Below are 21,285 nucleotides of genomic sequence, written 5' to 3'. Positions count from 1 at the left end.
CCGATGGGTCTTAAACAATGGTTTCAAACTGACTCGGAAAAAGGTCAAAAACCTACTAAAAAATCATATATTTTATTAATTGGGCTAGTTGGAATTTTGTTCATACTCGTTTCAAATATCTTCTCGGATTCTTCGAAAGAGGATGAGCAACCAATGACAGACGAACAAGAAGTTTTTCTGAAGAAAGAAGCCACAAAAGAAACGAATGAACGAAATATTACACAAATTCAAGAAGAAACAGAAAATATGCTGACAGAAGCGTTGAACTCTTTGGCCGGCGTATCGAATGTACAAGTTGTCGTTCAATTAAATGCGTCGGATTTAAAAATCTACGAAAAGAATCAAACGACTAGCTATCAAAAAACAGATGAAAATGATCAAAATGGCGGTACAAGGACCGTTGATGACGAGACAGTCGAAGACCAAACAGTACTTATCCGAAAAAACAATAATGAAGAACCATTGTTGATACAAACAAGAAACCCAGAAATCAGAGGGGTGTTAGTCATTGCAGAGGGGGTTGATCAAATTCAAGTTAAGCAAATGGTAATCGATTCAGTTTCACGTTTACTAGATGTATCTACACACCGAATAGCAGTAATGCCAAAAAGTCAGGAGGAATAAAATGGTTTTAAAAAAACAGACAGTCTGGTTAATTACGATGTTGAGTTTATTGATTGTGTTAAGTGTTTATTATATGCTTCCGGGCGATGATCAGGCGGCAATGACCGATTTAGAGGATGAGCAAACAGAGGAAGAACGTTCAGATGAAGAAGAAGGGGACGGGGCTGAAAGTGAGAACTTTGTCGTATCTGAATTGCCTACGGGAGATTACTTTCAAACGATTCGTCTTGAGACGGAAGACTCTAGAAGTGAAATGAAAGAAAAGCTATCAGAAGTCATATCTTCCACTACAGCAACTAGTGAAGAAAAAAATGATGCGATGGATCAAATCTATTCGATTGAAACAATGTCTCAAAAAGAATCTCTGCTTGAGAAGATGATTATTCAAGAGAAAAATTATGAAGATGTCCTTGTTCGAAAAGCCGATGATAAAGTAAATGTCACGGTTATGGCTAATGAATTATCTAAAACTGATGCCAACCACATTATGCAAATGGCACGTGATGAATTTGGTATGTTGGACGTTACAGTCAAGTACCAAGGAGAGGTAAGTCAGCAAGAGGAGTCCGATGATGATGAACAATCGGATGATGCTCAAAATCAAGAGCAAGAATATGATGATGAACAATCGGATGATGCCCAGCAGCAAGAACAAGAAGAGGAAGATGAACAAGACCAGGAACAAAATCAAGAAGACCAAGCTTAAAATAGAATTGATACAACCTACTAATCACCAATCGGGATTATTGAATCTTGGTTGGTGTTTTTTATGTGTTATTCCAAAAAATGTGGTGTGATAGTTGTTGGAATGAGAGAGATCAGCGGGCAAACTGAATTCGATTATATTTACTGTTGGCAAATTGTTGTGAAAATTAAGTTGAACATGGAACATCATTTATCGTACAATTAAATCATTAACGCATGATTAAAATCGAAAAGGAGTGCCAATCAATATGCTAAAGGTACAAGAGATTCGGGAGCTAATAAAACTAATTGATGAGTCATCCATTACAGAATTTAAGTATGAAACTGAAAATGCAGAGGTTCATTTAAAGAAAGCAACAGGAGAAGTACAAGCTGCTCCAGTCGTTCAGCCATCTGTTGCACAGCGAACTGAGCAGCAAGCTTCAGTTCCTACGGTTGAAAAGTCTGAATCTGCTAATCAAACAGAAAAAGCAACTGACGAATCATCAGAAAAGCAAGAAGAGACAGCCACTCGTACAGATTATGATCATGAGATTACCTCACCAATGGTCGGAACATTTTATGCTGCTCCTTCACCAGAAGAAGGCCCGTATGTAAATATTGGAGATCGAGTCGAAAGCAGCTCTATCGTATGTATCGTAGAAGCAATGAAGTTATTCAATGAAATCGAAGCCGAAGTAAACGGAGAAATTGTAGAAATATTAGTTGAAGACGGCGAGTTGGTTGAATACGGACAACCGTTGTTTAGAATTAAAAAAGCGTAAGGAGGGATTGTCCGTGATCGAACGAATATTAGTTGCCAACCGTGGCGAAATTGCGGTGCGAATTATTCGAGCTTGTAAAGAAATGGGCATTGAAAGTGTCGCTGTATATTCAGAAGCCGATAAAGAATCACTACATGTTCAATTGGCTGATGAAGCATACTGTATCGGACCAGCCTCTAGTAAAGATAGTTATTTAAATAAGACGAATATTATGAGTGTCGCGAAGTTGACCAATTGCGATGCGATTCATCCAGGATATGGTTTCTTAGCTGAAAACGCTGATTTTGCAGAGATGTGTGAAGAATGTAATGTCATTTTCATCGGGCCAAGTGCTGAAGCGATTTCCAAAATGGGTACAAAAGATGTTGCTCGAGAAACGATGAAAGATGCAGGGGTTCCGATCGTTCCTGGGTCAGACGGAATTATCGCTGACGTAGAGGAAGGTAAAAAAGTAGCTGAAGAAATCGGTTATCCAGTAATTATCAAAGCTACAGCTGGTGGCGGTGGGAAAGGGATTCGAGTCGCTAAAGACGAAGAAGAGTTGGTCAAAGGGATTCGAATTACTCAAAATGAAGCTGAAACAGCTTTCGGTAATCCAGGTGTATATTTAGAAAAATACATTGAAAATTTCCGTCATGTTGAAATTCAAATAATGGCTGATGGTCATGGGAATGCCGTTCACTTAGGTGAAAGAGATTGTTCAGTGCAAAGACGTTTGCAGAAATTAATCGAAGAAACCCCTTCACCTGCCATTGATGAGAAAACAAGAGCTGACATGGGACAAGCGGCCGTTCGAGCAGCACAGGCTGTTGGCTATATTGGCGCAGGCACAGTCGAATTTATTTATGACTTGGAAGATAATACGTACTATTTCATGGAAATGAATACAAGGATCCAGGTTGAACACCCTGTTACAGAGATGGTTACGGGGATTGACTTAATCAAGGAGATGATCCGAGTTTCAAGTGGAGAAGTGCTATCTGTTAAACAAGAGGATATTCAATTTGAGGGTTGGTCGATTGAATGTCGGATTAACGCAGAGGATCCTTTTAAGAACTTTATGCCATCTGCAGGTAGAATTGAGATGTATTTGCCTCCTGGTGGTTTCGGAGTCCGCGTTGATTCTGCCGCTTATTCCGGTTGGATGATTCCGCCTTACTATGATTCCATGATTGCAAAACTAATAACACATGGCGCGACAAGACAAGAAGCGATTGATAAAATGAAACGTGCCTTAGATGAATTTATGATTGAAGGTATTCACTCAACAATTCCTTTTCATCAACGTATGATGAATCATTCTGTATTCGTTTCAGGTGATTTCAATACTAAATTCCTTGAAAATTATAAAGTTATGGAAGAAGATGGAGAGTAGAAAGAGGTGAGCAATAATGGACGATAAACAACTGTTGAATGTCAGTGATGACGAATCATTAGGTCGTGTTGAAATTGCACCAGAAGTTATTGAAGTCATTGCGGGAATTGCTGCCAATGACGTAAGTGGTGTTGCAAACATGCGCGGTAACATTGCATCCAATGTCTCTGAAAAGCTAGGTAAGAAAAGACATGGAAAAGGCGTTAAAGTGGAATTGAAAAATGATGGTATTAAGATTGATATCTTTACCGTTCTTGATTATGGAGTTTCTGTGCCAACGGTCGCTCAAAAAATTCAAGATAGCATCCGGACAACACTACGAAATATGACAGCATTAGAGATTCTTGAGGTCAATGTTCATGTGGTAGGCGTACAAATCGAGGATAAAGCTGAAGAAAAAGCATAAATGTAAAAAGTCTAACAATGGAAAGGATACTTTCTATTGTTAGGCTTTTTTATTGTCGTCTGCCATCAGACCAACTTGTTCAATATATTCTTTTTTATTTCTCATGTTTCATGGTAAACTAACGAAGGATATTATGTATATAATAAAGTGAAATAGTGGTTAGTTAAGGAGTTTATATATGATTTCAAGAAAACACGCAAGAGAAAAAGCATTTCAGGCATTGTACCAACTAGATATTAATGAAACAGTGAATTATAAGGATTTGTTCCGAGCAATTGAGGAGGAAGTGGATTTATATGCTCATGAACTTATTGAAGGTGTCTTTACACATCAACAGAAAATTGACACAGCAATCAGTGAAAAATTAGAAAAATGGTCTTTTAATCGTATCGGTACTGTTGAAAAAACAGTGCTAAGAATTGCTGTGTATGAAATATTATATATAGATAATGTACCAGTCAAAGTCTCGATTAATGAAGCTGTTGATCTAGCGAAGCGATTTAATGAAGAACAATCGGGAAAATTCATTAACGGTATTTTATCGAAATTTACTACAAAATAAGGGGGAACGCACGATGACAACAGTTATGTACGGAACAGAATTAGCCAATAAAATGCGTTCCGACTTAAAAGATGAAGTAGAAGCTTTATCAAGAAAGAATATTCAACCGGGGTTGGCAGTCATTATTGTAGGGGATGATTATGCATCTAAAACTTATGTGCGAATTAAACGAAACGCAGCTGAAAAAATTGGGATTTATTCTAAGGTAGTAGAATTCCCAGAAGATCTAAAAGAAGAGACACTTTTAGATAAAATTAATGAATTCAATGAAGATGAAAACATACATGGAATACTGGTTCAACTTCCACTTCCACCGCAAATTGACGAACGTAAAGTGTTAGAAACCATTAAACCAGAGAAAGATGTTGATGGATTTCATCCAATCAATGTCGGCCGATTATCCAATAATCAACCTGGATTTATTCCTTGTACACCATTAGGTATTGAAAAAATGCTTGGTTATTATGGAGTAGAAGTTGCCGGTAAACATGCAGTCATAGTTGGAAGAAGTAACATAGTCGGGAAGCCTATTGGACAAATTTTATTAAACAACGATGCGACAGTTACTTATTGCCATTCAAAGACAAAAAACTTAAAAGAGATGACGAAGCAAGCAGACCTATTGATTGTTGCCGTTGGTCAGGCAAATACAATTACTGATGATATGATTAAAGAAGGAGCAGTCATTGTTGATGTAGGAAATACTTATCTTGAATCAGGAAAGGTCGTCGGGGATGTTGCTTTTGATGAAGTAAAAGAAAAAGCGAGTTTTATTACACCTGTCCCGAAAGGTGTAGGGCCAATGACGATCACAATGCTTTTGTACAATACAGTTCTTTCTGCAAAAGTTCGGAACAGTGCAGATAAGTAAATTTTTGCTTCAAAAGGTGGAGAAGAATGGATAAACGATATCTAACAGTTACTGCCTTAACAAAATATCTAAAGAGAAAACTTGAAACAGACAAACATTTACGAAGTGTATGGTTACAAGCGGAAATCTCAAATTTCAATCATCACTCACGGGGTCATATGTATTTTACGTTAAAAGATCAAAATTCAAGGATTTCTGCGGTAATGTTCTCGTTTCAAAATAAATTTTTGAAATTTCGACCTGAAAATGGAATGAAAGTTCTCGTTAAAGGAGAAGTAAATTTATACGAACCACAAGGACAGTACCAGCTTTATGTACAGGCGATGGAACCTGATGGAATCGGCTCCCTTTATTTAGCTTATGAAGAATTAAAGAAAAAGCTTACACAAGAAGGTTTGTTTCAGGATGAACGAAAAAAACAAATACCATCATTTCCGAATCATATTGGTATCATTACTTCACCGACTGGGGCCGCTATTCGAGATATTTTAACAACGATTGAACGACGTTTTCCATTTATTAAACGAACATTACTTCCTGTCAACGTGCAAGGTCGAGATGCTGCACCGTCGATTGTAAAAGCAATTGAAAAAGCGAATGAAGAGTCATTTGATGTGCTGATCATTGGTAGAGGTGGGGGTTCAATTGAAGAACTTTGGGCCTTCAATGAAGAACAGGTTGCTCGTGCCATTGCGAAATCGTCGATACCAATTATCTCGGCAGTAGGTCATGAGACAGATTTTACAATAAGCGATTTTGTTGCAGACCTGCGCGCACCTACTCCGACAGCCGCAGCAGAACTAGCTGTTCCATCTATGCTTGAATTACATAATCAATTAAATCATCTGGAAAATCGATTAAGTTACCACTTGAACGCAGAGATTAGACGAAAAAAAGAACAACTCAGATCATTGGAAAATACGTACGCATTCAAGTATCCAGTTCAGCTAACCCAACAGAAAGAACAAGATTTTGATCGGCTTGTCGCTAGTTTGGATCGAAATATGCGAATCCTTTTAGAGCGAAAGGAGCAACATTTTGAACGTCGTAAAGAGCAAATGATTAGCTATTCACCCCGTCACCTTGTAGCGGAGAAAAAAAGTGAGTTGCATTATTTATCGCAATCAATTGTGAAATCAGCTTCAAATCTTTTTGATCATAAAGCGACTAGCTTCTTTAATCAGCTGGAGAAATTAACAATTTTAAGCCCGCTTGAAACCATGAAAAGAGGATACGGAATCGTTTATGAACCTTCTGGAAAACTCATAAAATCAACTGAGAAAGTTAAAGTCGGCGATCAAGTTCGTGTATCTTTATCGGATGGAATGATGGATTGTAAAGTTGAACAATTAATAGAAGGGGATGATTTAGATGACTGAAGAGACCAAGATGGAGAACGAGGAACTGAACTTTGAACAAGCAATGGAACAATTGGAAGAGATTGTCCGAGCACTAGAAGAGGGTGATGTACCTTTGGAGAAAGCAATCGAACTGTATAAAAAAGGTATGGAGCTTTCAAAAATATGTAATCATAAATTGACGTCTGTCGAAAAAGAGATGACTCAGATTATGAAAGAAAACGGTGCTACTGAAGACTTCACAATGGAGGAAGAACCAGGTGACAATTAATCGTTTTATTTTAAATAAACAAAAATTGATTGATAAGAAGCTAATTGAGTTGGTTGAAGAACTCGAAGCACCGAGCCTTTTAAAAGAAGCCATTGAATATGCAATAAAAGCTGGAGGGAAGCGACTTCGCCCTATATTATTGATGTCGACATATGAAGGATTCTCAACAGAGCTTAAAAAAGCAACTCACCCAGCAGTTGCTTTGGAACTTATCCATACGTATTCGTTAATTCACGACGATTTACCGGCTATGGACGATGATGATTTACGCCGAGGTCAACCGACGTTGCATCGTCAGTTCGATGAAGCTACGGCGATATTAGTTGGTGATGGATTATTAACGTATGCTTTTCAATTAATTTCTTCCTCACCATTCCTTGAAGCAGAGGAAAAAGTGTATGTCATCCAACAATTAAGTCAAGCGAGCGGTGTTAATGGCATGGTCGGTGGCCAATACTTAGACTTAAAAGCAGAAAACGAAGAGATTGAAGAACATGAATTATCAACTATCCATATCAAGAAAACAGGTGCGCTTATACAAGCGGCAATAAAGATCGGTGCCTATTTAGGAGGAGCTACTCCACCACAAATTGAATCATTACAAACTTTCGGTTACTATTTAGGGTTAACGTTTCAAGTTCAAGATGATTTATTGGACGTTGAAGGGGATTCAAATGAGTTAGGGAAACTAACCGGAAGTGATCTAGCTAGGAATAAAAGTACCTATCCAAAGTTACTCGGTTTACAAGGTGCCAAAGATCAGAAAAACCAATATATGGATAAGGCCAAGGAAGCCTATTTATCCTCTAATGTTGATCAACCGCGTCTTTTAGAGCTTATTAATGTGTTTGGCAACCGATCAAATTAGGTTCAATAAATTGTATGAACGTTCGTTCTGTGATAATATATAATTAAATAGGGAGTGGAACAGTATTCTAGTCGACCCTCCATTTCTGAAGGCGGGCCTAAAAATCCGCCAAAGGGCACATCGATGAAGTTCCTTGTGTTGGCTTGAGGCGCCCAGCCTGGGGTCAATGCTGGGAGTTAAGGTCGTAGGGCGATCCACAAAGGCATGTGGGCGTAGACCCTGCTTCCGCGGAGGCCCACTATTGTGTTTCGGTGATTGCGCTTACCGAGATATGAAGTGGGGTATGAACCTGCTGGATAGGGGAAACTCTATCGGCAGCGTAGCCTGCCTTGAGTGGTAGTTAGGGGATTGCAATTTAACATACTACAACGATCGGCCGTCGTTACCAGTGTGTGAGCACAATTGCATGAAATAAGTACTGCAAAAGAGGCTAGGAAATGGTCAAAGGTTGTTGAGGAAATCTCCTAGACTGTCGTAACATGCACTTAAATGGGATTATGGTGTGGACTAAGTGGTAATCCAGTCTAGCTGGCGGTGACGCGGCTAAGGTTGCTTTAAAGGGAAACCGCCAATGTGGCAACACATGGTAGCAGCTTGGGAAAACCTACTGGACCTAAGCCACAATTTTTACCATTTAAGTGTCCATTCCCTCTATACATAGTTATTATTTTGTTAGTATGAGCTTAGATGAGGTTATTTATGAAAAAAAGTTTGTTGAAACGATCAATTAAATTTAGTATTGGAATTGCCGTTATCACAGCTGTGTTAGCGGCCATTTTTTCAGTTATATCAAACGCTTCATTAGAAGGTACAAGCTGGTATCTAGGCTTACTTATTGTTTTATTTATTGTATTGATTGGTGTATTCTTTGATATGATGGGAGTAGCTGCAGCTGCTGCTAATGAAAAACCGTTTCACTCAATGGCTTCTGAAAAAGTGAATGGTGCACGAGAAGCGATTGTCATCGTCAGAAATGCAGACAGATTTGCTACGTTTTGTAATGATGTAATCGGAGATATTTCGGGAATCATTAGTGGTGCAGCGTCCACTTTGGTCGTCATTCAATTGGCTGTGGTGTTACAGTCTGATGTAACGAACCTACAATTCATATTGAATATCATATTAACAAGTTTTGTCGCCGCATTGACGGTCGGTGGTAAGGCAATTGCCAAAACATATGCCATTCACCGATCAACAAATATCATTTTGGTTGTGGGGAAAATGTTTGCTTTTTTCGATAAAAAGTTGCATATTAAAATTTTACCCGATTTGAAGAAAAAGAAGCGAAAAGAAATATAATTATAAGGTGAGGGATCCGCATATGGATCTTAAAGATATTAAGACTCCATCCGATATCAAGCAATGCTCGATCGATGATTTAAAAAAACTGAGTGAAGAAGTTCGTCAATTCCTTATTCAGGAACTTTCTAAGACTGGTGGCCATCTTGGTCCCAATTTAGGTGTAGTTGAATTGACGATTGCTTTGCATCATGCATTTGACAGTCCAAAAGATAAGTTTATTTGGGATGTCGGACACCAGGCATATGTGCATAAAATGCTGACAGGACGTATGGAAGGTTTCAATACGTTAAGACAATATAGAGGCTTGTGTGGTTTTCCAAAACGTTCAGAAAGTGAACATGACGTATGGGAAACAGGACACAGTTCCACTTCTTTATCTGCAGCAATGGGAATGGCGATTGCTAGAGATATCCGTGGTGAAGACCACGCTGTCGTACCAATTATTGGTGATGGTGCATTAACCGGTGGAATGGCACTTGAAGCATTGAATCATATCGGTCATGAACAAAAAAATATGATTGTAATTTTAAACGATAACGAAATGTCCATTGCACCGAATGTTGGCGCTTTGCACAATGTTTTAGGACGACTTCGTAGCGGTCAAAGATACAATTATGTAAAAGACGAAATGGAATACTTATTGAAGAAAGTTCCAGCAATCGGTGGTCGACTAGCATCAACAGCCGAGCGATTGAAGGACAGCATGAAATATTTAGTCGTTCCTGGAATGTTCTTTGAAGAGCTTGGATTTACGTACTATGGTCCGATTGATGGGCATAGCTATGAAGATTTATTCCGTTCAATTCGTTATGCGAAAAATACTGAAGGACCAATTATTCTTCACGTCATTACGAAAAAAGGGAAGGGTTATCGACCGGCTGAATCCGATAAGATCGGTACGTGGCATGGTGTTGGACCTTATAAAATTGATTCCGGTGAATCGTTGAAAAAAAGTGGTTCTGGCCCTGCGTGGAGTAAGGTAATCAGTGACTCCTTAATGAAAATCGCAAAAGACGATGAAGAAGTGGTTGCGATTACACCTGCTATGACGGTTGGTTCAAAATTAGAGGATTTTAAAAAAGAATTTCCTGACCGCTTGTTTGATGTTGGGATTGCTGAACAACATGCGACAACTGTTTCTGGTGGATTGGCAGCTGTTGGAATGAAACCTTTCTTGTCGATTTATTCAACGTTTTTACAACGTGGATTTGATCAAGTCGTTCATGATATAGCTAGACAAAATTTACCTGTAACGTTCGGTATTGACCGTGCTGGCCTTGTTGGAGCAGACGGAGAAACACACCAAGGTGTGTTCGATATTTCCTTCTTAAGACATTTGCCTAATATGAGAATTATGATGCCTAAAGATGCGACAGAGGCTCAGAACATGGTTTATACAGCATTAAGTCAAAAAGATGGTCCGATGGCTATTCGATACCCTCGCGGTAATGCAAAAGAAGCTCCTAAGGATGTGGCATTTGAACTAGTTCCAATTGGTTCTTGGGAAGTTCTTAGAAAAGGACAAGATAGCGTCATCTTAACTTTTGGAACCATGCTTGACTTGGCAATGGAAGCTGCAGAACAATTGAGGGAAGATGGATTATCTGTCCGAGTAGTCAACGCACGATTTATTAAACCGTTAGATGAGAAAATGATCCATCATATCGTCAAAGAAAATATCCCGATTTTAACGATCGAAGAACATGCGTTACAAGGTGGATTTGGAAGTGCTGTTCTAGAATTTATTGAGCAACAAGACTATTTGTATCCATATGTTTATCGAATGGGTCTTCCAGATTATTTTGTTGAGCATGGAAGTGTCGGCGAATTACTCGAAGAAACTGGCTTAACCGTAGAAAATGTTAAAAAGAAAATTAAACAAATCGTACCATTACAAAAGAAAAGAGCTTAACGAATGAAAAAAGTTCGATTAGACGTCCTTTTAGTCGAGAAAGGTTACTTTGAAACGAGAGAAAAAGCGAAACGATCTATTATGGCCGGTCTTGTTCACTCTGAAAGTGAGATATTGGACAAGCCAGGTGTGAAGATTGATCCGAGCACCAAACTTACTGTGAAAGGAAAAGCTGTTCCTTATGTAAGTAGAGGTGGTTTGAAGTTAGAGAAAGCATTAAAGGAATTTGACGTAAATATAGCGGATAAGTTAGTGATGGATATCGGTTCATCTACGGGTGGCTTTACCGATTGTGCGTTATCTTTCGGAGCAAAAGAAGTATATGCCATCGATGTAGGCTATAATCAGCTCGATTGGAAAATGAGAAGTGATGAACGAGTTCATGTCATGGAACGAATGAATTTCCGCTACGTCACACCTGAAGATTTGAAATACGGTGAACCAAATTTTGTTGTGACCGATGTTTCGTTTATTTCCCTACGATTGATTTTTCCAACGATTAAAAAGCTTGTTCAAGACGATACCGATATTATTGCATTAATTAAACCACAGTTTGAAGCGGGAAAAGAAGAAGTCGGAAAAAAGGGGATCGTACGCAATCCTAAAACACATGAAAAAGTAATTCGTGAGCTTACTGAGTTTATCGTGTCTGAAGGCTTTCAAGCCGTTGATTTAAGTTACTCACCAATTACCGGTGGTGATGGAAATATTGAATATTTAATTCACGCAAGGTGGTCTTCAACAGGAAATATTGATCATGTCAGCGAAAAAATTAATGAGGTCATATCATCTGCTCATGAATCTTTTTAAGTGCTTTTATTTTTTAAAATGTCGTAACCTTTAGGAATAGTGAGGAATGACAAGTGAAAAAGACACAACGGTTAATTAAAATGCGAGAAATTATTACAAAGCATGAAATCGAGACACAAGATGAACTCGTTCGCCAGTTTAATGAACAAGGGTACAATGTGACACAAGCAACAATCTCACGTGATATTAAGGAATTACAACTCGTCAAAGTACCAACGGAAAAAGGAACTTATAAATACAGTTTACCGATTAAACCAACCGGAAATCCACGTGAAAAACTTTCTCGGTCGTTAGTGGATAACCTAGTGACAATCGATCACGCTAACTGTTTTATTGTTTTAAAAACATTGCCTGGGAATGCACAATCTGTTGGCGCTTTAATTGATCAATTGGATTGGGAAAATATGATGGGAACGATTTGTGGAGACGATACTTGTTTAATCATTTGCCGTTCGGAAGAAAGTCGCGAGGCTGTATATGAACGGTTTATGGAAATGATTTATTAATTGAGGTGACACAATGCTTGGTCAACTTTCAATCAAAGATTTCGCAATTATTGATGAAATAACATTGGATTTTAGAGAAGGATTAACCGTTCTTACTGGAGAAACTGGGGCCGGTAAATCCATTATTATTGATGCCATTCAATTGTTGGCTGGTGCGAGAGCATCAGTCGATTACGTGCGTCACAACCAAGACCAAGCAAGGATTGAAGGACTTTTCTTTATTGATGATGAAAAGCATGAAGTATATGATGTTCTTTCACATTTTAATTTACCGATTGATGAAGAAGGAAACATTATTTTAGAGCGGTTTATAACAGCTAAAGGAAAAAGCATATGTCGTGTTAATCACAAATTAGTGACTTTAGCGATATTGAAAGAAGTCGGTAGCAAACTGATCGATATACATAGTCAACATGAGACCCAATCATTAATGAATCCAGATCAGCATATTGAGTTAATGGATCAATTTGATGCAAAGAAAATTGCTTCTTCTAAAAATGATTATTTAATGATATTTAATGAATTGAAAAAAGCTAAAGAACGAATGAAAGAGCTTTCCGAAAGCGAACATAAGACGACAGAACGTTTAGATTTGCTTACTTTCCAACTGACTGAGCTACAAGAGGCGCAATTGGAACCTGAAGAGGACACGCAATTGGAAAAAGAACGGAATCAATTAGCAAATTATGAACGAATCTTTGATGGACTTCAAACAGCTTATGGTTCTCTATATGGTGAAAACAGAGGACTTGATTTCTTATCTAATGCAATGAACGCACTCGAACAAATTGAAGATGTAGATGATCAATTACAAAAGATTTCAGAACAAATGAAGTCGCATTATTTCGCTTTAGAAGAATTAAGCTTTGATATTCGTCACGAATTGGATCAGATGGAATTTCATCCAGATCGCTTAAATGAAATTGAATCGAGATTATTTGAATTAAACCGACTGAAAAGAAAGTACAATAAAGATCTAGAAGGCCTCATGTCTCATATGGCAATGATGGAAGAAGAGCTTGAACAGCTTCAACATCGGGAAGTCCATCTTCAGTCTTATGAAAAGCAAATTGACGAACTTACGAAGGATGCACTGATTGAAGCAGAACAGCTGCATACACTTCGAAAAAAAATTAGTGTTGACCTCACAAAAGAAATTCAACAGGAATTGAAAGACTTATACTTAGAAAAAGCAGTTTTTGAAGTTGATTTTTCCCAGCCTTCGGGTGATGTGAATTGGAAAGATAAATCGATCAGACTGACTAAAGAAGGTTTCGATCAGATTCAATTCAAAATAAGTACAAATCCTGGAGAGCCATTAAAACCACTCCACAAAGTGGCTTCTGGTGGAGAAATTTCGAGAATCATGCTTGCGCTAAAACGAATTTTCTCTAAACATCAAGGAATTACAAGTGTCATTTTTGATGAAGTCGATACAGGTGTCAGTGGGCGAGTTGCACAAGCGATAGCTCAAAAAATTGTCGACATTTCAAAGGGATCGCAAGTCCTTTGTATTTCCCACTTACCGCAAGTGGCAGCAATGGCTGATCACCATTATCGTATTGAAAAACATCAAAAAAGTGATGACTCGACACGTACAACTGTCAATTTATTGACAGACGATCAAGCAGTTGAGGAGATTGGTCGAATGATATCTGGGGAAACAATGACAGAATCAACAAAACAACATGCCAAAGAATTGATTGACCAATCGATTCAGTTAAAAAAAGCATAATCATAATTCAAAAGCTATCCAATAAACGGATAGCTTTTTTATTGTCCAATCATTTCTCGATTTAGCATAAATACATCAAAAATACGATCTATACGTCATAATTTCACTCATAAAAGGAAAAGTTAAACTTCATTGCATGGTATTAAGTCGTTTAAAAAACATCGATTTAGCTCAAATTAATGGTGAAACATCAGAAGATGAAAACACCATGAAATGAGGAGTTGAATATATGATCCGTTCCCGCGTAACCTTTTTTATGATCCTCCTTGTTTCGTTCATCACTCCATTCGCATCCGGCACCATTATTTTAGCGGAAAACCAACCAACAGTAACTCATGTCATACCTGGTGGCCAATCAGTCGGTGTACAATTACACACCTCTGGCGTAGTCGTTGCAGGATTTAGTGAAATTAAAACGTCAGATGGCGAAATTTCTCCGGCAAAGCAATCAGGTCTTCAAGTTGGTGACATCATTATCCGAGTAAATCAAGCAAAAATTGAAAACATGAGCGAATTCACTTCCTTATTAGAACGGATGACCGAGAAATCCGATACAGTTGAATTAATGGTCAAGAGAAAAGAAAACATCTTTCCAATTAATTTAAAACCATACGAGATCGATGATGAACTAAAATTAGGTTTATTCATCAAAGATGCAACAGCAGGTATTGGAACGATGACCTTTTACGATCCCAAATTTCAGAAATATGGTGCACTTGGTCATAGGATAACCGATCAACATTCAAAAAAACCGATGGATATTTATAATGGTAAAATTGTTCGATCGCAGGTTACATCTATAAACAAGGGCGAAAACGGTGTTCCCGGTGAGAAAAAAGCGCGATTTTCCATGAAAGATTCAAGCTTAGGCACAATACAAAAGAACAGCGATTTCGGTATATTTGGTAAAATTACAAAAGGATCCGAATTATTTTCACAAAAAAAGCCTATTCCTGTAGCTTCATCCGATGAAGTCAAAAAAGGTAAAGCAAAAATCTATACGGTAATTGAAGGCGATGAAGTTGAAACATTTGATGTAGAAATAATTAGTTCTAAGCCTTCTCAGAAAGCAGCAACAAAGGGAATGATTATTAAAGTTACCGATGAACGATTGCTTAAGAAAACCGGTGGAATTGTGCAAGGTATGAGCGGAAGCCCAATCATACAGGATGGAAAATTGGTAGGAGCAATTACCCATGTGTTTCTAAATGATTCAAAAAGCGGATATGGTGTACATGTTGAGTGGATGTTAAATGAAGCAGGTCTACAAATAGCTGATAAACAAACAGCATTAGCAAGTTAACGATTAACCAGTCGGGATGTACCGACTGGTTAATTTACATAATATTTTCGACAAAATACATCATAATTTGTTGAAACTAAACGAATTCTTGAGCATTCATAAGAAAAACTCGCTTTTTATAGATAATTTAAAAAAATTTAAAGAAAAAAGAGGGGATTTAGGTTATTTATAGAAGTTATACTGTAGAAGGAAATGGAAATTACAAATTTGGAGGGTAATTATGGAAAAGATTAATGTAGCAATCGCAGATGACAACAAAGATTTAGTGCATATGTTAGAGAAGTATTTAACAGAAGAAGGAATGGAAGTTGTTGGAACAGCTTATAATGGAAAAGAATGTTTAAGCATGCTGGAGGAGACCATTCCTGATGTTTTAGTATTGGATATTATCATGCCACATATCGATGGCTTAGCTGTATTGGAAAATATGCAACAATTAGATGTTGAAACATTACCTAATGTTATCATGTTGACTGCATTTGGACACGAGTCGGTTACAAAAAAAGCTGTTGATCTTGGAGCTACATACTACATGATGAAGCCATTTGACATGGAACATTTGAGAGATCAAATTGTTCAAGCGGCTGGTGGTCAAACAATGACACGGGCTAAATCATACAGTGGAGGCGTAGCACAGCCAAAGAAAATTGATTTAGACTCCAATATTACTTCAATCATTCATGAAGTAGGCGTTCCAGCACATATCAAAGGGTATATGTATTTGCGGGAAGCAATTTCGATGGTTTATCATGATATTGAATTACTCGGTTCGATTACTAAAGTACTTTATCCGGATATCGCGAAAAAATTCAATACAACGGCATCACGTGTAGAACGTGCAATCCGCCACGCTATTGAAGTTGCATGGAACCGTGGAAATATTGATTCGCTGTCATCGATTTTTGGTTATACAGTAAGCGTTTCCAAAGCGAAACCAACAAATAGTGAGTTTATTGCAATGATTGCGGATAAGCTTCGTTTAGAACATAAAGTCAGCTAAAATATTCAAAAGCGGCCTTCCGGGTCGCTTTTTTGATTTTAATTATCCGGGTAGAAGTGTTCTAATCAAAGATAGCGATCCAAAATGATGTGCTACCCTCGAATAGAAGTGCTCTAATCAAAGATAGCGATCAAATAACGTGCGCCATCCTTGAATAGGCGTGTTCTAATCAAAGGTAGCGAACAAAAATGGTGTGCTATCTTCGAATAGAAGTGCTCTAATCAAAGGTAGCGATCAAATAACGTGCGCTACCCTTGAATAGGCGTGTTCTAATCAAAGGGAGCGCACAGATATGACGTCTTACCCTGGTTTGGAAAATCCTGATATGTTAATCATGTTGCTTTCATGTTAAAATAGAACATCTTTAATTCAGGTGAGGAAAAGAAGGTGTCTACATGAAAGTTGCAAAGTTTGGCGGAAGTTCAGTAGCAAATGCAGAGATGTTGAAAAAAGTAGCAAATATTATTCAAACGGATGAAACCCGTAAATTTATTGTTGTTTCAGCGCCTGGGAAAAGATTTGAAGGCGACCAAAAAGTAACCGACTTATTTATTCAAATCCTAAATCAATACAAAGACGGGGTCGACTATCAAGACACATTAAATCAAGTAACAGATCGTTACCGAATGATTACAGAAGAATTGTCTTTATCAGATGATATTCCAAACGAGCTGAAGAAAAAGATTGAAAAATTATTTACGATGAAAAAAAGTCATGAACAATTGGTAGATGAATTGAAATCCTTCGGCGAGGATACATTAGCCAGAATTCTAAGTGATTATTTGTCTAAGTTAGGAATAGAATCTACATATAAAAACCCAAAAGAAGCGGGAATTATTGTTAGCAATGATTATGGCAATGCCGCTATATTGGATGAAGCTTATGAGCAAATACATCAACTTCGAAATGAACGTGGTGTCATTGTTATTCCAGGATTCTTTGGTTATACAAAAGACGGCGAATTAAGAACTTTCCCTCGCGGCGGTTCAGACATTACGGGCTCTATTATTGCAGCAGGTGTTGAGGCTGATTTATACGAAAATTTCACGGACGTAAGCTCTGTCTATTGTGTCAATCCGAAGCTTGTACCTCATCCGAAGGAAATTACAATGCTCACGTATAAAGAAATGCGGGAGTTGTCTTATTCCGGGTTTTCTGTATTTCATGACGAAGCTTTAATTCCTGCTTTTAAAAAGAAAATTCCTGTCGTCGTTAAAAATACCAATCAACCTGAACTACCAGGAACAATGATTAAAGCTGAAAAAGAGGATTTCTCAAAACCAGTAGTGGGAATAGCAAGTGATGAAGGGTTCTCGAGCATTTACGTACGTAAATACTTAATGAACAGAGAGTTAGGATTCGGACTTCGATTATTACAAATTTTAGTGGATGAAAACATATCTTTTGAGCATGCTCCATCTGGAATTGACGACATGTCAGTCATCGTGCGAACCCACCAACTGACAAAAGAAAAAGAAGAGAAAGTATTGAATCGAATTCAAGCTGAATTAAATGTCGATACAATATCCATTCAACATGATTTAGCAATGATTATGTTAGTTGGCGAGGGGATGAGCCAACGGATTAATGTTGCAGCAAAAGCGACAAAAGCGATTGCTGAAGCGACAACGAATATTGAAATGATCAATCAAGGGTCTTCAGAAGTTTCCATGATGTTCGGAATAGAATCTGATAAACTTCAGCAAACCGTTCAGTCTCTTTATCGTGAATTTTTTGAATATTCAACATCAAGTTGACTTAATTATCTGATAAATCTAAAATAGAGAAGACTAAATAATTGGGAGGAGACTTGGCTATGGAAATACTTACCTTAACAAACTGGACTTGGTTCTGGTTTCTTGTGCCTATGCCATTATTGGCAATTTGGGCAGTCATATCCTATTTTACCGATGCACCAAAGGAGGATGATTCAGAGTGAACCCGACTTATATTACTTTTCTCCTGTATTTAATTGTCCTCCTTGCGATTGGTATTACGACATATCGAATGACAAACACGATGTCCGATTATATCTTAGGAGGGCGTCGTCTAGGAAGTTGGGTAACGGCTTTTTCTGCATCTGCCAGTGACTTTAGCGGATGGCTTTTATTAGGACTTCCAGGTGCCGCTTATGCTGCAGGATTTGGACAATGGAGTTTATGGCTTGCTGTCGGTCTTGCGATTGGTGCAATGTTCAACTGGAGATTCGTTGCTAAAAGATTACGCGTTTATACACAGTTTTCGAATGATTCAATCACCTTACCTGAGTTCTTCGAAAACCGTTTTAGAGATCGTTCAAATTTATTGCGTCTCATCTCGGCCTTATTTATTTTAGCTTTCTTCCTTTTCTATACGGCATCAGGACTTGTTGCAGGAGCTAAGTTATTTGAAGGAACATTTGATTTTAATTACCATAATGCACTGTTAATTGGTGCTGTCGTTATCGTTGCTTATACATTCCTTGGAGGATTTTTAGCAGTCAGTTTTACGGACTTCATTCAAGCCTTTTTAATGTTCGTTGCTTTAGCGATCACAGCCATTGTAGGTGTGTACGAAATTGGCGGATTTGGTGCTTTATTTGAGAGTATGGGCAGTGTCCGAGAAAGCTTAACGGACGCATTTGCCGGTACAGCATATGACCAAGGTAATGGCATATTGTGGGAGTCAGCAGGCGCAATCGGTATAGTGGGTATTATTTCGGCGTTAGCATGGGGACTTGGTTACTTCGGCCAGCCGCATATTTTAGTCCGCTTTATGGCTATTCGAAGTCACAAGGAAATCCGAAAATCCAGACTTATTGCAATGATCATGGGTGTTGTCATTCCGCTATATTCCTCTTTACTAGTAGGGATGATTGGAATTGTTTCAATTTCAGAGCCGTTGGCTGACCCGGAACAAGTATTTATTGTGTTGGTACAAATGACTTATAATCCATGGGTTGCTGGCTTCTTATTAGCTGCTGTATTGGCTGCCATCATGAGTACCGTCGACTCACAGCTGTTAGTTTCATCTAGTGCGTTAACAGAAGACTTTTACCGTAGGTTTTTCAGAAGGTCCGCATCAGAGAAAGAATTGGTATGGGTCGGTCGGATTTCTGTATTACTCATTGCAGTGATTGCAGTTATTCTGGCATGGAATGAAAGCAGCTCAGTACTAGATCTTGTTTCTTATGCGTGGGCTGGCTTTGGTGCTACTTTTGGACCGCCAATTTTATTCTCTTTATTCTGGAGAAAAACGACAAGGAACGGTGTTCTAGCTGGTATGATTGTCGGGGGGTTAACGGTCATGACATGGTCCTTAACCGGATTCGAAATTTATGAAATGGTACCAGGATTCCTGTTCGGTAGTTTAACGATTATCTTAGTTAGTGTAATCGGCAAAGGCCCTTCAGAAGAGATTACAGAAGAATATGATAAGGTTGTAAGTAACTTATAATAAATATAAAATAGACATAGAACGACAGAAAAGGTTTGGAGTACACTCCAAGCCTTTTCTTGAATACAGAAGAGGATGTGATTTCGATGACAGATAAAATTTACGGTAACACCCCATGTTTTTTAGGGGGTAAAAAAGTTCAGATTGGAACCGACCAAGTAAATGATCGAGACGTATTGATCTATGGAGTGCCATGGGAGGGCGCTGTGACTTGGGGAGACTATACAGGAGCAGAGCTCGGTCCAAAATCCATTCGTTTAAATTCCGCTCGTTACAGCGGTTATTTACCTGAATTGGATGGGATTGATGTACTAGCTCATTATCAACTAGGCGATTTAGGTGATGTTGATATCGTTCCGCATGACGTTCCTGACACAATGAATCGAATCGAAAATTTTGCCGGCAAAGTATGGGACACCGGTAAGTTTCCGGTAGCATTTGGCGGAGATCATGGAATCACTTTTCCGATCGTCAGTGCATTGGGTAAAAAAATCGATGGTAAAGTGGGAATCATTCACTTAGATGCGCATTATGACAATATGAATGATTATCAAGGTGAAATGTATGCTCGGTCAACACCATTCAAACGTTTGTATGAAGATGAGAATGTTCGTAGTGAAAGTATCGTCCATATGGGCATTCATGGACCAAGAAATAAACCAGAAACAGGGAAGTTTGCTGCTGAAGCAGGTGCTACAACCATTACGTCGAGGGAAATTCGTTATGCAAATGATATTCAAGCAATGGCAGATAAGGCATATCAAATTGCAAGCGAAGGTACTGAAGCTGTTTATTTATCCATTTGTAGTGATGTGTTAGATTTCGCTTTCAATCCGGGCGGGCCAGTTGATGGAAATGGTCTAACTTCTTTTGAGTTAGTTGAATTAGTACATGCTTTCGCTAAAAAGGGAATCATTGGCATGGATTTGGTCGAGATTTATCCAATCCAAGATCCGAATGATTTTTCTTCACATTTGGCATCAACAATTATCCTGTACGCATTAGCGGGAAATATTTTGCACGAAAAAGAAAATAAATAAAAAAGCTGAGCAGTCAACGACTGCTCAGTTTTTGCATTCATTAGAGATTGAAAATTATGAACCAATAAATTTAATTTTTTTCTTCATTACTTTTTAATCATTATTTTTATTGTCGACTAACACACAATCATTCCTAGAGTCTTTCGTTTTATTTTTCTTCTGATCTCTCCGGTAGATAAACCCTCCAATAAAACCAATACCAATAATAATGAACAGTATACCTGCTGTAAATTGAATCATGACATTAATAAATAGAGGAGCGACTTCTCCAAAAAAAGAATCGCGAAGTAATTTAATGCCGTAAGCCGCTAAAATACCGGGAATCAATAAAATAATTAAAGCAATTAAACGAATCATTGCATACCCTCTTTTCTCTATATCCCCTCATGATTATATCAAATAAATATCGAAAACACAGAGAAAACACTTGAAAAATTA

At 38.1% G+C, this 21,285-nt stretch carries 22 protein-coding genes; 21 read left to right on the top strand and 1 reads right to left on the bottom strand.

The window, feature by feature from the left end:
* Positions 1-3 precede the first annotated feature (3 nt).
* The 21 genes from spoIIIAG to KC820_RS08400 all read left to right on the top strand — a co-directional run bounded on the left by spoIIIAG (position 4) and on the right by KC820_RS08400 (position 20,847).
* Positions 4-624, top strand: coding sequence for a stage III sporulation protein AG (spoIIIAG, locus tag KC820_RS08495; protein WP_212370233.1), 621 nt, complete (start codon positions 4-6; stop codon positions 622-624).
* A gap of 1 nt (position 625) precedes the next feature.
* On the top strand, positions 626-1,330 hold the full coding sequence (locus KC820_RS08490) for a SpoIIIAH-like family protein (protein WP_212370232.1): 705 nt from the start codon (positions 626-628) through the stop codon (positions 1,328-1,330).
* Positions 1,331-1,577: 247 nt separating this feature from the next.
* Entirely contained in the window at positions 1,578-2,093 is a 516-nt protein-coding gene (gene accB / locus KC820_RS08485; RefSeq protein WP_212370231.1) for an acetyl-CoA carboxylase biotin carboxyl carrier protein, read from the top strand.
* A 13-nt stretch (positions 2,094-2,106) separates the two neighbouring features.
* Entirely contained in the window at positions 2,107-3,468 is a 1,362-nt protein-coding gene (accC, locus tag KC820_RS08480; RefSeq protein WP_212370230.1) for an acetyl-CoA carboxylase biotin carboxylase subunit, read from the top strand.
* A gap of 16 nt (positions 3,469-3,484) precedes the next feature.
* The gene (locus KC820_RS08475) at positions 3,485-3,874 is read left to right on the top strand and encodes an Asp23/Gls24 family envelope stress response protein (RefSeq protein ID WP_212370229.1); all 390 of its coding nucleotides are present in this window, start codon (positions 3,485-3,487) and stop codon (positions 3,872-3,874) included.
* Positions 3,875-4,055: 181 nt separating this feature from the next.
* A complete protein-coding gene (gene nusB, locus KC820_RS08470) occupies positions 4,056-4,436 on the top strand; it encodes a transcription antitermination factor NusB (protein WP_212370271.1) in 381 nt (126 codons plus the stop codon).
* A gap of 13 nt (positions 4,437-4,449) precedes the next feature.
* Entirely contained in the window at positions 4,450-5,307 is an 858-nt protein-coding gene (gene folD / locus KC820_RS08465; protein ID WP_212370228.1) for a bifunctional methylenetetrahydrofolate dehydrogenase/methenyltetrahydrofolate cyclohydrolase FolD, read from the top strand.
* Between the two features lie 26 nt (positions 5,308-5,333).
* Positions 5,334-6,686 carry an exodeoxyribonuclease VII large subunit gene (xseA, locus tag KC820_RS08460; protein WP_212370227.1) on the top strand — a complete coding sequence of 451 codons (1,353 nt, stop codon included), beginning with the start codon at positions 5,334-5,336 and terminating at the stop codon, positions 6,684-6,686.
* On the top strand, positions 6,679-6,936 hold the full coding sequence (gene xseB / locus KC820_RS08455; RefSeq protein ID WP_272874475.1) for an exodeoxyribonuclease VII small subunit: 258 nt from the start codon (positions 6,679-6,681) through the stop codon (positions 6,934-6,936). The genes xseA and xseB overlap by 8 nt, the downstream gene beginning before the upstream one ends.
* Positions 6,926-7,804, top strand: a complete 879-nt coding sequence (locus KC820_RS08450; RefSeq protein WP_212370225.1) for a polyprenyl synthetase family protein — start codon at positions 6,926-6,928, stop codon at positions 7,802-7,804. The genes xseB and KC820_RS08450 overlap by 11 nt, the downstream gene beginning before the upstream one ends.
* A 699-nt stretch (positions 7,805-8,503) precedes the next feature.
* Positions 8,504-9,103 (top strand): CNNM metal transporter family protein, encoded by a 600-nt coding sequence (locus KC820_RS08445; RefSeq protein WP_144087416.1) that lies wholly within the window; start codon positions 8,504-8,506, stop codon positions 9,101-9,103.
* Positions 9,104-9,125: 22 nt separating this feature from the next.
* Complete coding sequence (gene dxs, locus KC820_RS08440) at positions 9,126-11,018, top strand: 1-deoxy-D-xylulose-5-phosphate synthase (protein ID WP_212370223.1); 1,893 nt, start codon at positions 9,126-9,128, stop codon at positions 11,016-11,018.
* A 3-nt stretch (positions 11,019-11,021) separates the two neighbouring features.
* Positions 11,022-11,828: a TlyA family RNA methyltransferase gene (locus KC820_RS08435; protein ID WP_212370221.1), complete on the top strand. Its 807-nt coding sequence runs from the start codon at positions 11,022-11,024 to the stop codon at positions 11,826-11,828.
* A 53-nt stretch (positions 11,829-11,881) separates the two neighbouring features.
* Positions 11,882-12,334: a transcriptional regulator AhrC/ArgR gene (gene ahrC, locus KC820_RS08430; RefSeq protein WP_144087413.1), complete on the top strand. Its 453-nt coding sequence runs from the start codon at positions 11,882-11,884 to the stop codon at positions 12,332-12,334.
* A gap of 13 nt (positions 12,335-12,347) precedes the next feature.
* A complete protein-coding gene (gene recN / locus KC820_RS08425) occupies positions 12,348-14,069 on the top strand; it encodes a DNA repair protein RecN (protein ID WP_212370219.1) in 1,722 nt (573 codons plus the stop codon).
* A gap of 229 nt (positions 14,070-14,298) precedes the next feature.
* Entirely contained in the window at positions 14,299-15,372 is a 1,074-nt protein-coding gene (gene spoIVB, locus KC820_RS08420) for a SpoIVB peptidase (RefSeq protein ID WP_212370217.1), read from the top strand.
* A 220-nt stretch (positions 15,373-15,592) separates the two neighbouring features.
* Positions 15,593-16,372: a sporulation transcription factor Spo0A gene (gene spo0A, locus KC820_RS08415; RefSeq protein ID WP_212370215.1), complete on the top strand. Its 780-nt coding sequence runs from the start codon at positions 15,593-15,595 to the stop codon at positions 16,370-16,372.
* A 395-nt stretch (positions 16,373-16,767) separates the two neighbouring features.
* Positions 16,768-18,129 carry an aspartate kinase gene (locus tag KC820_RS08410; protein ID WP_212370213.1) on the top strand — a complete coding sequence of 454 codons (1,362 nt, stop codon included), beginning with the start codon at positions 16,768-16,770 and terminating at the stop codon, positions 18,127-18,129.
* A 59-nt stretch (positions 18,130-18,188) separates the two neighbouring features.
* Positions 18,189-18,311 carry a hypothetical protein gene (locus KC820_RS13385; protein ID WP_272874474.1) on the top strand — a complete coding sequence of 41 codons (123 nt, stop codon included), beginning with the start codon at positions 18,189-18,191 and terminating at the stop codon, positions 18,309-18,311.
* Entirely contained in the window at positions 18,308-19,807 is a 1,500-nt protein-coding gene (gene putP, locus KC820_RS08405) for a sodium/proline symporter PutP (RefSeq protein ID WP_212370211.1), read from the top strand. The genes KC820_RS13385 and putP overlap by 4 nt, the downstream gene beginning before the upstream one ends.
* 86 nt (positions 19,808-19,893) lie before the next feature.
* A complete protein-coding gene (locus tag KC820_RS08400) occupies positions 19,894-20,847 on the top strand; it encodes an agmatinase family protein (protein WP_212370210.1) in 954 nt (317 codons plus the stop codon).
* Positions 20,848-20,940: 93 nt separating this feature from the next.
* Here KC820_RS08400 and KC820_RS08395 read toward each other — a convergent pair whose 3' ends face one another.
* Positions 20,941-21,204, bottom strand: coding sequence for a DUF2627 family protein (locus tag KC820_RS08395; RefSeq protein ID WP_212370208.1), 264 nt, complete (start codon positions 21,202-21,204; stop codon positions 20,941-20,943).
* Between the last annotated feature and the right edge of the window lie 81 nt (positions 21,205-21,285).

Origin of the sequence: Allobacillus saliphilus, assembly GCF_018138385.1 — a bacterium.
GTDB lineage: Bacteria > Bacillota > Bacilli > Bacillales > Alkalibacillaceae > Allobacillus > Allobacillus saliphilus.
Note: the sequence above shows the minus strand (reverse complement) of the source record. Positions and strands in the feature narration are given on the sequence as shown.

Bases quoted from the DNA above. Each gene is read 5' to 3' on its own strand.
- spoIIIAG (WP_212370233.1), top strand. From the start codon at position 4: ATGGGTCTTAAACAATGGTTTCAAACTGACTCGGAAAAAGGTCAAAAA.
- KC820_RS08490 (WP_212370232.1), top strand. From the start codon at position 626: ATGGTTTTAAAAAAACAGACAGTCTGGTTAATTACGATGTTGAGTTTA.
- accB (WP_212370231.1), top strand. From the start codon at position 1,578: ATGCTAAAGGTACAAGAGATTCGGGAGCTAATAAAACTAATTGATGAG.
- KC820_RS08475 (WP_212370229.1), top strand. From the start codon at position 3,485: ATGGACGATAAACAACTGTTGAATGTCAGTGATGACGAATCATTAGGT.
- folD (WP_212370228.1), top strand. From the start codon at position 4,450: ATGACAACAGTTATGTACGGAACAGAATTAGCCAATAAAATGCGTTCC.
- xseA (WP_212370227.1), top strand. From the start codon at position 5,334: ATGGATAAACGATATCTAACAGTTACTGCCTTAACAAAATATCTAAAG.
- xseB (WP_272874475.1), top strand. From the start codon at position 6,679: ATGACTGAAGAGACCAAGATGGAGAACGAGGAACTGAACTTTGAACAA.
- KC820_RS08445 (WP_144087416.1), top strand. From the start codon at position 8,504: ATGAAAAAAAGTTTGTTGAAACGATCAATTAAATTTAGTATTGGAATT.
- dxs (WP_212370223.1), top strand. From the start codon at position 9,126: ATGGATCTTAAAGATATTAAGACTCCATCCGATATCAAGCAATGCTCG.
- KC820_RS08435 (WP_212370221.1), top strand. From the start codon at position 11,022: ATGAAAAAAGTTCGATTAGACGTCCTTTTAGTCGAGAAAGGTTACTTT.
- recN (WP_212370219.1), top strand. From the start codon at position 12,348: ATGCTTGGTCAACTTTCAATCAAAGATTTCGCAATTATTGATGAAATA.
- spoIVB (WP_212370217.1), top strand. From the start codon at position 14,299: ATGATCCGTTCCCGCGTAACCTTTTTTATGATCCTCCTTGTTTCGTTC.
- spo0A (WP_212370215.1), top strand. From the start codon at position 15,593: ATGGAAAAGATTAATGTAGCAATCGCAGATGACAACAAAGATTTAGTG.
- KC820_RS08410 (WP_212370213.1), top strand. From the start codon at position 16,768: ATGAAAGTTGCAAAGTTTGGCGGAAGTTCAGTAGCAAATGCAGAGATG.
- KC820_RS13385 (WP_272874474.1), top strand. From the start codon at position 18,189: ATGGAAATACTTACCTTAACAAACTGGACTTGGTTCTGGTTTCTTGTG.
- KC820_RS08400 (WP_212370210.1), top strand. From the start codon at position 19,894: ATGACAGATAAAATTTACGGTAACACCCCATGTTTTTTAGGGGGTAAA.
- KC820_RS08395 (WP_212370208.1), bottom strand. From the start codon at position 21,204: ATGATTCGTTTAATTGCTTTAATTATTTTATTGATTCCCGGTATTTTA.